Raw genomic sequence first — 12,711 nt, 5'->3', positions numbered from 1 at the left:
CATATATCTGAAGATAACTTTTATTTTCTCTTAAAATATTTCTTATTGAATTACAAATTCTTAATACTTTTACAATAAAAAAGTGCATGATCAACATGCACTTTTTAAAGGTTCAACGTTTAGCTTGTATTTACACCGCTACTACTCCGACAGCCTTTGCACGCGCTTGATGCAATTTCTTATAGCTATCAATCAAACGTAAATGGCGATCAAGCCCTTCAAGTTTCATACTTGTTGGTGTGAGACCATAAAAACGAACATTTCCTTCTACAGATCCGATGACTGCATCCATACGTTCGTTACCAAACATACGACGGAAATTCGTTTCATAATCTTCTAATTCCATCTCATCATCGAGCAATACTTCAAGTACTACGTTCATGCATTGATAGAATAATCCACGTTCAACGGTATTGGTGTTGTATTGTAAGAAGGTTTCAACTAGCTCCTTGGCTTCTTCAAATTGTTCTAATGCAATATAGATCAATAGTTTAAGCTCTAGGATGGTCAACTGTCCCCACACGGTATTGTCATCAAACTCAATGCCAATCAAGGTCGCGATTTCAGTATAATCATCTAATTCACATTCTACTAAGCGCTCGGCTAAAGCTTCAAGTTGAATTTGATCTAAGCGATGAAGATTTAAAATGTCTTCACGGAATGCCAAAGCTTTATTGGTATTATCCCAAATTAGGTCTTCGACCAGATAAATTTCAGAATAATCTGGAACTAAAATACGACATGCTGTTGCACCTAAATGCTCATAGACAGCCATATATACTTCTTTGCCCATTTCTTCCAAAATGCTAAACAATTCAGCCGCTTCTTCCTCATTTGAGTTTTCACCGTCATTGGTGAAATCCCACTCGACAAAGTCATAGTCTGATTTTGCACTAAAGAAACGCCATGAAACTAAGCCACTTGAGTCAATAAAGTGTTCAACAAAATTATTTGGTTCAGTGACTGCTTCACTTTGGAAAGTTGGTTGAGGAAGATCATTTAAACCTTCAAAACTACGCCCTTGTAAGAGTTCGGTTAGGCTACGTTCCAACGCAATTTCAAAGCTTGGATGTGCACCAAATGAGGCAAATACGCCTCCCGTACGTGGATTCATAAGTGTCACACACATCACTGGGAAATCACCGCCCAAAGAAGCATCTTTCACTAAAACAGGAAAACCTTGTTCTTCTAAACCTTGGATGCCCGCCACAATACTTGGGTATTTTGCTAATACTTCTTGAGGAACATCAGGTAAAGCAATTTCACCCTCTAAAATTTCACGTTTAACAGCACGCTCAAAAATTTCTGATAAACATTGAACTTGGGCTTCAGCTAAAGTATTACCTGCACTCATTCCATTACTTAGGTACAAGTTTTCAATCAGATTCGATGGGAAATACACAACTTCCTGATCTGACTGACGCACAAATGGCAATGAACAAATACCACGCTCTGTATTGCCTGAGTTGGTATCATATAAATGCGTACCCAATAGTTCATTATCTGGGTTGTAAATTTCAAGGCAATATTCATCCAAAATTTCTTTTGGTAATTTACCTTTCGGGCCCGGTTTGAACCACTTTTCGTCTGGGTAATGTACAAATTCTGCATTGGCAATTTCTTCACCCCAGAACTGATCATTATAGAAAAAGTTACAGTTCAAGCGTTCAATGAATTCACCTAAAGCTGATGCCAAAGCACTTTCTTTGGTAGAACCTTTACCATTGGTAAAGCACATTGGTGATTGTGCATCCCGGATATGTAAAGACCAGACATTCGGCACAATATTACGCCAAGATGCAATTTCGATCTTCATACCTAGATTCGCCAAAATACCAGACATGTTGGCAATGGTTTCTTCTAGTGGTAAATCTTTCCCTGCGATATAAGTGCTGCTTTCTGAAGTCAGACTTGGCATCAGCAGTGCTTGTGCATCCGCATCAATACTTTCAACTTCTTCAATGATAAATTCAGGACCCGTTTGAATTACTTTTTTAACGGTACAACGATCAATTGAACGTAAGATGCCTTGACGGTCTTTTTCAGAAATATCAGCAGGTAATTCAACTTGAATTTTGAAAATTTGTTTATAACGGTTTTCTGGATCAACAATATTGTTTTGTGACAAACGAATATTATCAGTCGAAATATCACGAGCTGCACAATATACTTTAACGAAGTAAGCTGCACATAATGCTGATGATGCTAAAAAGTAGTCAAATGGACCCGGTGCAGAACCATCACCTTTATAACGAATGGGTTGGTCAGCGATAACTGTAAAATCATCGAACTTGGCTTCTTGTCGAAGATTGTCGAGATAATTAACCTTGATTTCCATGCTGGCACCTAAATATTCTTATGTGTCAGCACAGACACATAAAATTTCAAATATTGATCAATAACCCGAATCGCGGATAAGAAATTGATTTAAAAAGAGTAGCTAGAGTCATTCATTCATCTGAACAAAAACTGACTCTAGTCATAATGGGCGCTATTATAGAAGTATTTTATGTAATTGATAACTTTTGTCTGTTTTTCTAGCCTATTTATGAACAATTAAATCCGCCCTACTCCCAAGTATGGAATCAAATTATTATCAAAATTTATACGAGGGTTTCTAGCAAAACTGATAAAACCATGCATTCCTGTTAGACGTTCACCTTTATAAAATGAATTCAGTTGATAGCGTGGATCTTTATGAGATAAGGTAAAACTTACAACACCTATACCTATTTTTCTTGATAGTTTGTAGGCATCTTCGAGCAGACGATGGTGTAAGACAAGCGATTGTGGGTGACATAATAACGTGTGTAATACATGATATTTCACTGAGTCACCCAACTTCGGTAGAGGCATACTTTTCGTAACAGATTTACAAAAATTATAAATAGGTCTCAGTGCATGAATTACTGCACTGTAATGTTGTTTTTGTACCCAGTTCAAATTCTTTACGCGTATAAACAAATGCGATTGAAGCTGCATCAATTGCATTTTGCAGTGCATCTTTATTTTGACGAATGGTTTGAAGTTGTGCGTAAGTCGTCCTGATACGCTGATTCAAATCTAATTCTAGACTTTTGATTTTCTGATTAGCAAGCTCAATATCGACTTGAGCTTTATTAATATTTGCTCTATTGAGTCCATCATCATATAGCGGTACATTTAACTGAACACCGACCATATAATTATTACTTTCAGAACCGATATTGGTTGTTTCATGTTGAGCCCCTAATTTGCTGGTGAGCATCATTGTCGGTCAAAGTTCTCTTTTGGTTATACTTGGTATTAATTCATATCAACCACGTGCATGTGCATTTGAGATCGGGATTCATAACAGTACCTTAGCCATGACGATTGCTCTCACTATTATGGCAAGTACCACCATCGCGATGCCTGCTGCTGTGTATTCAATTTTTATGTATATTTTCGCGACTATATTCGGCATATTAATTACGAAATTTGCCCCTCAAGATGCTGTAAAAACAGTCTAATCTAAGATTTTTATCAAAAAAGCGTATAGAGATGCTATACGCTTTTTTTATGCATAATCGAATCACAATTGCGTTAACTGTGCTTTAAGTTTTGATCCAGACCATGCTTTTGGTTCAGATCGTAATTCTGCTCGTTTTACCAACTCAATTAATTTTTGGTTAATTGGTGCTGTTAGATTCAATTGTCTAGCTAAATAAACAACCTCACCATTGATCCAATCAATTTCAGTTTTTCTTCCAGCCATTAAATCATCAGCCATGGAAGAACGTGCAAGCGGATCAATGGCAAGCATTTTCTTACTGATAATCTTAAATATAGGATTGGGGAGTTTTAAAATTTTAGGAATAAATTGTGCTGGAAGTGGAGTCAGTTTTGCTGGTTTAATTTTGGCTATTTTTAATAGATTCAATGTTTCTAATTGAGCAAGTGCCAAACACTGACGATATTCTAGAATAGATAATTCTTGTTTCAGTGGAAGTTGGGATAGCGCATTGATTGAATTATTTAAGTTCAATAATAATTTTGCCCATTGCACAGCTTGCATATCCTGCTCTAGCTGAATTTCTAACTTTGCTTTTTTAAATGCACGCACAAATTCATCTAATTGAGCATGGCTTTTTACATACAAAGCTCCATCTGTTCCTTGGTGGAATTGACCATTCCCCAAAACTGCGACATTAAAAGGCACCATACCTTCAAGAATAGTGTGATCTATTAAAATTCGTTTTAGAATTCCCACATTACTTAAGCCATTTTGAAAACTAATAATAATGGTCTTTTTCTTTAAAATATCTTTTAATTCAAGGGCTACTTGTTCAGTAGATGCCGATTTTACACAAACCAAAATAATATCTGCATGAGCAGCAGCAATGGGATCAATGCTCATTTTTAATTTATTTGCAGCAATCGTTTGCTTGAGTCCTGTGTAATCTGAAACAGTTAAACCATAGGTTTGAAGTTCTTGCTGAATTTTAGGACGAACAATAAAATCTATGTCATAACCTGCAGCAACCAGTCTACCGCCAAGATAGCATCCAATACTGCCTGCACCATAAATACATATTTTCATTGATCAACTCTAACTACTGTTTGTTTATTGCTACTTTCCTAACATAATCAATATTGCGGAGTAGATTTGTCAGCTAACTTACAAATTTTAAATTTTGCTCAAGAAAAAGCCCAATATTGAATTGGGCTTTAAACTCATAAAACAGATTATGTTTTAAGATTTGGATCAGCCAATAAAGTTTCAGCGGCAAGTTTACCTAAATTATTAGAAGCTAATGGACTATCGCCCGTTAACAGTTTTCGATCTTGGTGTACTTGCCCAGTAATGCCTTTATTTAAGATTTCTACACCAAGTTTTTCTAAATTTTCACCGACGAGCCACGGCAATTGTCCTGGCATATATCCAATATCAATATTGGCACCTTTATCTAATGAATCTGGAAAAACACAGACTTGATAGCCTTTAAAAATATAATCATTTGGACTTTCATTAACTGCGGCTGCCAATAAAGAAGCTGGACCATGACATAAAGTAATCACATATTTGTCATTATCCACTGCCCATTTTAATAAAGCCTTAACTTCCTTACTCTCAGGGATTTTAGCTAAAACACCATGTCCACCTGGAATGAAAATACCAGCATAAGGTGATTCAGCACTTAAAGCTTGATCTAAAATATCAGCTAATTTAAGTGGTGATTTCAGTTGTTTTTCATACTTGTGATAGGTATCCAAAACCACTTGCTCTTCTTTTGGCATTGCCCACATTTCAAGTTTGACTGGATTGCCTGACAAGGTTGCAACATCAAAGGCAAAACCAGCATTGTCCAAATGAAACATCGGTAACAACATTTCTACGGGATGATTTCCTGTAGAAAAGAATTTCTCATTTTGCATCAAGATATAACGTTCATCCGTTGCAATCATAAGAATCTTTTTATCACCTTCATATGGATTCGGGTAAGTGGTTCCATCATAATCCGTTTTAGGAGCTGTATACTGACTTAAAGAATAAGGTGATGGAAAAAAAGCATTATCTTCTGCTAAATCTGGGGTTGGGTTGCGATCATCTATATTTGTTGTCATCTTCAAATTCCTCGTAGGATATGTTTGATTTACATATTGCTTTTCTAGGTGATCATTCTCAAGCTTGATGTATAAATAGGCATGGAATGAATACAATCAGGCAAAATTACGATTTAATTTCGAGTACCACTTTTCCAATATGTTCACTGCTTTCCAGACATTGGTGCGCTGCTGCAACCTCTTCAAATGCAAAAGTCTTATAAATAATTGGTTTACATTGATCTGTTTCGATTAGTGGCCAGACAAACTGTTCCAATTCTTGGGTAATTTTTGCTTTTTCATCATTGGTTCGGGCACGCATCGTTGAACCAGTCACCACAGCGCGTTTTAGCATGAGTTCTTGAATATCAAAACCATCTACTTTTCGACCGCCCATAAATCCGATAATTACCAGTCGCCCATCTCTTTTTAGCAATCTCAGATTCTGATTAAAGTAAGCAGCACCAATAATATCCAAGATCACATCAACGCCTTGCTGATCTGTACGTGACAAAATTTCTTGTTCAAAATCTTGCTTCTTATAATTAATAACTGTCGAAATAGAGCTTAATTTTTCAGCTTTCTCGTCACTGCCCACCGTGGAAAAAGTTTGAATCCCCATGGCATGACATAAACTCAACGCTGTAGAGCCAATTCCACTCGCTCCTCCGTGAATCAGAACACTTTCGTTCTTTTTCAACTGCCCGATCTGAAATAGATTTGCCCATACTGTGAAATAAGTTTCTGGAATAGCTGCTGCTTCAATAAAGCTCAGATTTTTTGGAATCGCTAAAGTTTGATTTGCTGGGACAGTACAGTATTCTGCATATCCTCCACCATTGGTCAGCGCGCAGACTTTATCACCGACTTTAAATTTTTCTACTTTTGAACCAATTTGTGCAATGATCCCAGCAACCTCCAATCCTGGAATCTGCGTTACGCCTTTCGGCATTGGATAAAGCCCCTGTCGTTGCAAAATATCAGGGCGATTGATCCCAGTGGCATAGACTTCAATCAATACTTCATCTTCTTTAATCTCAGGTTTGTCACCGTGCACAACTTTTAGAACTTCAGGACCACCAGCTTCAGTAATTTCAATATATTTCATTTGTTCTCTACTATTTTGATTCATGACTTACTCATTCCTTCTCTATTTACTTCAGTCTGATTAGGAGAAAAACCAAACTGCTTTTTAAACTCTCGACTAAATTGAGATGAGCTTTGATAACCAACAGCATAAGCTGCTTGAGCAACGCTTTCGTTTTCGTTTTGCAACATTTGTTTTGCCTTATGCAACCGTGTAACTTTGAGATACTGTAACGGTGAATGTAATGTGACTTGTTTGAATGCCTTATGAAATGATGAAATACTCATATTGGATTGTTCAGCAAGCATTTCCACTGTTAATTTTTCTGTAAAATGATGTTGAATATATTCACAAATTTTATAAATTGGTCGTAAATTGCCTTGAGCGACTAATCCTATTAAAGCATCTGCACCCGAATGTTGAATCACTCGGTACAATAATTCTCGTTTAATTTGTTCACCTAAAACCAAGCTATCTTGTTCTGAACCTAATGTTTTTAATAGTCGTATTAGAACATTCGAAATTGTTTGATCATATTGAATTACACTCATGCCTGTAGTGAGTGGTTTAAATTGCTCATTTTCAAAATATGTTTTTGCCAACAACTCATTTACCGTATCCGCCTCTAGTTTCATGCTCACCGCAATCATAGGCAATTCAGGACTCGCAACCGTATCACAATCAAATGGCATAAACACAGAGACGATTAGGCATTCACCTTGCTGAAATGCATGGGTTTCAGTTCCGATATAACCACGTTTACTGCCTTGTAAAACAAAAACTAAGGTCGGTTCTTGCAATACGGCTAATGGTGGTGTGTTGTGATCTACACGCATCAAAGTGATGCCATCTATCGCCGTAGCAAAGAAGCCTTCTTTAGCAACGAGTTTTAGAAAAAGTGAGCTAAGTATTTGATCATTCATCATGTTTCATCTGATGATTTGAAATGTGATCTGTATTATTAAATAGAAAAATCAAAAAAGATGTTAATTTTATGCAGGATTAGGCATAGAAAAGATAGTTTTTAATGTCTATATTATGATTTCAATATCTTACTAAAAATACTAATTAAATTTTTATAAGTTATTAGGTTTGTCATCTAAACCAAGAATTGATCTGAGTCTGAAAATTTCTGACACTAATTTTGGAATATCTTGTTTTGCATGAGCAATAAAATCTTGGTCAGCAACCATTGCACCCATTAATTCAATATCATCTCCATTTGTCATAATAAAACTAGATCCTGATTCATGGTCTCGACCTTCTACATAAGAAATCCATGGCCCATCGGTTGCATTTAAACAACGTTCCAAAATTTCATCCAAGCTTTCTTTTGATAATTCTTCCATTCCAACTCTTTTATTTTTCATGCATGTTTAGTTTTTCATTTCGATTCTTATAAATTAATTTTTAATAAAATAGCATAATTCATTATTTTTCAATATCTTATCCAGAAAATATTTAATATTATTGAAATTAACATTTGATAATAAAACGAGGTTTTTATCATAAAAACAATGGTCTCCAAAAAAGTTGTTACTCTCAATACTATAAATTCTTCGTATATCATAAAAGTTAAAAGTATAAGAGTCCTTTAAAATTGTAACTTCAACTTGCAAACACCCTTTTGCTTCATATTCCCAGTCATAATCATTAAAATCATCGGGCGAGTTAATAATATATTTTTCCATCAAAGTTGATCCCAACTTGCTTTTTGGTTAATTAATATAGATAAATAATATACTCTAATAAAACTGACTCGAATCCAACATTTGTAAAGTAATTTTTTTCACTTCATCACGACTTTGCATGATATGTGCTTCAATCGCCTGAATGGCTTCATCTACTTTACGATTAAAAATATAACCCAGTATTTTTTGATGCTCCTGATAAGTGGCTTCAACGCGATAATCTTTAGAGAAATCTAAACGACGAATAATGCGGATTCGCTCACTCAAATCACGATGAATTCTCGCCATTTCATTATTTCCAGAGGCACGAACTAAAGCGCAATGGAAATCTTCATCTTGTTGTGACAGTTGTTTAATGTCTTTTAGGTATTGATGAGGTTCAATCAACCATAAATCTTTTAAAACAGATAATTCAACCGAGTTTTGATGATCCATCTGACAAAGTTTACGAATCGAATCTTTTTCTAATACGATCCTCACATCATAAAGTTCTTCATAATAACGAAAATTAAGCGGTCGAATTTGCCAACCGCTACGGAAACTCACATCAACATAACCCTCTTGTTGCAAACGATACAGCGCTTGTCGGATTGGGGTACGACTTACATCATAGGCTTTTGCAACTTCAGATTCAGTGAAACGTTCACCCGGCATCAGTTTGAAATCAAAGATATCATTCTTGATGCGTTGGTAAACCAGCTCAGACAAATTGTCTGAGCTTTTTGTTGTTTTTATTTTGATTTCTTTCATGCAACCTTGCCTTATTCCATATAAACCAGTGGTTCACCACTATGTACAGTTTGCCCTGCTCTACAAATAATGGCTTTTACAATTCCATCTTCTTCTGCATAAACAGGAAGTTCCATTTTCATTGCTTCAATAATAGCAACAGTTTCACCTTTTTTAACCTCTTGACCATGTTCAACAAAAATTTTCCAGATATTACCTGTCATTGATGCATTTAACGATGCTAAATGACTGTAATCAGAGTAGTTATTTTCTTGAATCTGTTCTTCAGGTTGAGCTGCAAACTCCTCTTTCCAGCGATCAACTTCATAAGTAAACGCTTGTTGTTGCTTAGCTCTAAACTCAGCAATACTTTCAGCTTCATCATCTAAGAATTGTACATAATCCGCATAATCGAACTCTGTTTCTTCAATCTTGATCTCAGCACGACCATTTTCAAAGTCAGCACGCCATTGATTGAGTTCTTCTTCTGTCACCTCAAAATATTTGATCTGATCAAAGAATTGTAAGAACCATTGTTTATCGCCAAATTGTTTGTTTTTCTTAAACTTATTCCAGATTGGTAGTGTACGCCCAATTAATTGATAGCCGCCCGGTGAATCCATGCCGTAGATACACATGTACATACCACCAATACCAACTGTTCCCTCTGCTGTAAAGGTACGTGCTGGATTATATTTAGAACTGAGTAAACGATGGCGTGGATCGATTGGCACAGCACAAGGTGCCGTTAAATACACATCACCCAAGCCAAGAATTAAATAGTTCGCATCAAAAATAATATCTTTAACTTCATTTCGATCTGCCAAACCATTAATACGTTGGATAAAATCAACGTTGTTTGGCAACCACGGTGCTTTAGAGCAAACACTTTCTTGATAGCGTTCTACAGCTCCTAAAGTTGCACTATCTTCAAATGCCATCGGCAAATCTACGATCCGAGATGGGATTTTTAATTGGCTGAGATCACCCATCTCTTCTTCGAGTTGAATTAATTGAGCAATCAATTGTGACTGTGGAATTACTAAGCCATCGTATTTAATCTGTAGTGAACGAACACCCGGTGACAGTTCCAATACGCCTGCAATTTTTGCATCACGAATCATTTGAATCAATTGATGCACACGTAAACGTAAAGCTAAATCTAAAACATTTTCGCCATACTCTAAGAGAATATAACTATCACCTGCTTGGCGATACACTGTTTTTGGCGACAATTCAGTTGGTTCACGTTGTGCCAAAATCGTACTGACAACCTCTTGAACTGGCTCAATCGTTTCTACAACTTTGCTTGCTTCTGCAAAGTTTTGGATATTTTCAATTTGCTGACGTTCAAGTTCATTGGCTTGTTCAACCGTAATTGGATAAAAGCGAATTTTATCATCAGCTTTTAGCTGTCCAACTTTCCAAAGTTCTGCTTTGGCAATCGTAACAGGACAAACGAAACCGCCTAAGCTTGGACCATCTTTCGCTAGAATCACAGGGAAATCGCCTGTGAAGTTAATTGCACCGATCGCATATTCACAGTCATGGACATTGGATGGGTGTAAACCTGCTTCACCGCCATTTTCTCTAGCCCAGCTTGGCGTTGGTCCTGATAAACGTACACCTAAACGATTTGAGTTAAAGTGCACCGTCCACTCTGATACAAAAAACTCATCTACATATTCAGGTTTAAAGAAATCTGGTGCGCCATGCGGACCATATAACACCGCAATTTCCCATTCATTGGTGTATTCCGGAATCAAGTCAGTCGACAATGCTTGAGGCATATCATGAGCAAGTGGCAGTTCTGCACTCGCAAATGCTGGATCAACCATTTTAATCATGTCGCCGACACGTAAGGTGCGACCTGCATGACCACCAAAATTACCAAGCGCAAAGGTAGAGCGACTGCCCAAATATACTGGAACATCCAAACCATTTCGTACTGCTAAATATGTACGGCAACCTGATTCAACTTGACCGATTTTTAGAATTTGTCCTGCTTTAACTTCAATAGGTTTCCAAAAATCAATTTCCTGATCATCTAACAAAGCAGTACAGCTTGCACCCGCCAAAGCAATAATCGTATCTGTATGGAACTTTAAAGTCGGACCAACTAAGGTAAACTCGAAACCTGCGGCTTTAGCATCATTTCCAACAATACGATTGGCAAGCTGAAATGCATAATCATCCATTGGACCCGATGGTGGTACACCAATATCCCAATAGCCTGTACGACCCGGATAATCTTGAATTGAACTCAATGTTCCTGCTTGAACCACTTCAATTACGTTTGGCGTGTAGTTGAAATCATCTAACATTCTTGTCCAAATTTGCATAGATTCAAAGCGCTGATCTGAAACGATGGCACGTGCGTAATCCAAGTTTGTGCTGATGCCATTTAAGCGAGTTTCAGCCAACACATTCTTTAATTTTTCGATAGCACTAGCACGATCATCAGCATGTACAATAATCTTGGCAATCATTGGGTCGAAGTATTGAGAAATCTCTGTGCCTGTTTTAACCCAAGTATCAACACGTGTTCCCTCTGGAAAGGTGACTTCAGTCAACACACCGGGACTTGGTTGGAAATTTTTTACAGGATCTTCGGCATAAACACGAACCTCAATCGCTGCACCTTTCGGCTGAATATTGCTGAGATATGCCCAATCAAGTTCATCACCAGCAGCCACTTTGAGCATACATTCAATTAAGTCTAAACCTGTCACCATCTCAGTGACTGGATGCTCAACCTGTAAGCGTGTATTCACTTCTAGAAAATAAAACTCATCTCGATTGGCATCGTAAATAAACTCAACCGTTCCCGCACTACGATAATTAACGGATTTCCCCAGTTCTACCGCTGCCTGATGCAGTTTTTTACGTGTCGCTTCAGGTAAATTTGCGGCAGGCGTTTCCTCTACTACTTTTTGGTTACGACGTTGCAAAGAACAATCACGCTCACCAAAGGCAACGACTTGCCCTTTTCCATCACCAAAAATTTGTACCTCAACATGACGTGCTTTATCAATAAAGCATTCAATAAATACGCCTGCATCCTTAAAGAATTGTTCGCCCAAACGTTTTACACTTTCGTATGCATCGGTTAAGGCTTGTGGCGTATCACAACGGGTCAAACCAATACCACCACCACCAGCGGTGCTTTTCAGCATAATTGGATAGCCAATACGATCTGCGGCAGTCAGTGCATCTTCTAAACTATCCAACAATCCTGTTCCCGAAGTCATCGGCACATTGGCTGCAGCAGCCAATTCACGAGCACGATGTTTTAAACCAAACTCTAAAATTTGCTCGGCCGTTGGCCCCATAAAGGCAATGTTATTTTCCTCACAGGCACGGGAAAAATCAGCACTTTCAGAAAGAAAGCCATACCCCGGAAAGATTGCCTCTGCGCCAGTTTGTTTAGCTGCCTGAATCAATTTTTCGATACTCAAATAAGTATCGGCTGGTTTTAAACCTTCTAAAGCAATTGCAATATCAGCATCTTCAACATGTTGTGCATAACGATCACTATCCGAATACACAGCAACACTGGTTACACCTAATTTTTTAAGTGTGCGAATCGCTCGAACAGCAATTTCACCACGGTTTGCAATAAGTACAGTTTTAAACATG

At 37.3% G+C, this 12,711-nt stretch carries 8 protein-coding genes and 3 pseudogenes; 1 reads left to right on the top strand and 10 read right to left on the bottom strand.

The features are described from left to right. Positions 1–130: 130 nt before the first annotated feature. The 3 genes and pseudogenes from ACN19N_RS08060 to ACN19N_RS08050 form a co-directional block, all read right to left on the bottom strand. Complete coding sequence (locus ACN19N_RS08060) at positions 131–2,338, bottom strand: OsmC domain/YcaO domain-containing protein (RefSeq protein WP_420001064.1); 2,208 nt, start codon at positions 2,336–2,338, stop codon at positions 131–133. A 218-nt stretch (positions 2,339–2,556) separates the two neighbouring features. Continuing rightward, positions 2,557–2,922: pseudogene (locus ACN19N_RS08055) on the bottom strand (hypothetical protein); the annotation flags it as partial. After that, a pseudogene (locus ACN19N_RS08050) lies at positions 2,903–3,280 on the bottom strand (TolC family protein); the annotation flags it as partial. The pseudogenes ACN19N_RS08055 and ACN19N_RS08050, both read right to left, overlap by 20 nt. Here ACN19N_RS08050 and ACN19N_RS08045 point away from each other — a divergent pair. Further along, positions 3,276–3,491, top strand: a pseudogene (locus ACN19N_RS08045) (bile acid:sodium symporter family protein); the annotation flags it as partial. The pseudogenes ACN19N_RS08050 and ACN19N_RS08045 sit on opposite strands and share 5 nt — an antisense overlap. A gap of 62 nt (positions 3,492–3,553) precedes the next feature. Here the strand turns inward: ACN19N_RS08045 and ACN19N_RS08040 are convergent. The 7 genes from ACN19N_RS08040 to uca form a co-directional block, all read right to left on the bottom strand. Further along, on the bottom strand, positions 3,554–4,561 hold the full coding sequence (locus ACN19N_RS08040) for a 2-dehydropantoate 2-reductase (RefSeq protein ID WP_420001063.1): 1,008 nt from the start codon (positions 4,559–4,561) through the stop codon (positions 3,554–3,556). 146 nt (positions 4,562–4,707) lie between these two features. Then, on the bottom strand, positions 4,708–5,586 hold the full coding sequence (gene hchA, locus ACN19N_RS08035) for a glyoxalase III HchA (RefSeq protein ID WP_420001062.1): 879 nt from the start codon (positions 5,584–5,586) through the stop codon (positions 4,708–4,710). 106 nt (positions 5,587–5,692) lie between these two features. After that, the gene (locus ACN19N_RS08030) at positions 5,693–6,697 is read right to left on the bottom strand and encodes an NAD(P)H-quinone oxidoreductase (protein WP_269239609.1); all 1,005 of its coding nucleotides are present in this window, start codon (positions 6,695–6,697) and stop codon (positions 5,693–5,695) included. Then, the gene (locus tag ACN19N_RS08025) at positions 6,694–7,578 is read right to left on the bottom strand and encodes an AraC family transcriptional regulator (RefSeq protein WP_420001061.1); all 885 of its coding nucleotides are present in this window, start codon (positions 7,576–7,578) and stop codon (positions 6,694–6,696) included. The genes ACN19N_RS08030 and ACN19N_RS08025 overlap by 4 nt, the downstream gene beginning before the upstream one ends. A gap of 150 nt (positions 7,579–7,728) precedes the next feature. Further along, positions 7,729–8,001: a hypothetical protein gene (locus ACN19N_RS08020; protein ID WP_420001060.1), complete on the bottom strand. Its 273-nt coding sequence runs from the start codon at positions 7,999–8,001 to the stop codon at positions 7,729–7,731. 396 nt (positions 8,002–8,397) lie between these two features. Then, positions 8,398–9,093 (bottom strand): GntR family transcriptional regulator, encoded by a 696-nt coding sequence (locus ACN19N_RS08015; protein WP_269228028.1) that lies wholly within the window; start codon positions 9,091–9,093, stop codon positions 8,398–8,400. Positions 9,094–9,104: 11 nt separating this feature from the next. Next, complete coding sequence (gene uca / locus ACN19N_RS08010; protein WP_420001059.1) at positions 9,105–12,710, bottom strand: urea carboxylase; 3,606 nt, start codon at positions 12,708–12,710, stop codon at positions 9,105–9,107. Position 12,711 lies beyond the last annotated feature (1 nt).

The sequence above is a fragment of the Acinetobacter sp. LF10 genome, assembly GCF_048585715.1.
GTDB lineage: Bacteria > Pseudomonadota > Gammaproteobacteria > Pseudomonadales > Moraxellaceae > Acinetobacter.
The sequence above is the reverse complement of the archived record's forward strand: the minus strand, read 5'-3'. Positions and strand labels throughout refer to the sequence as shown.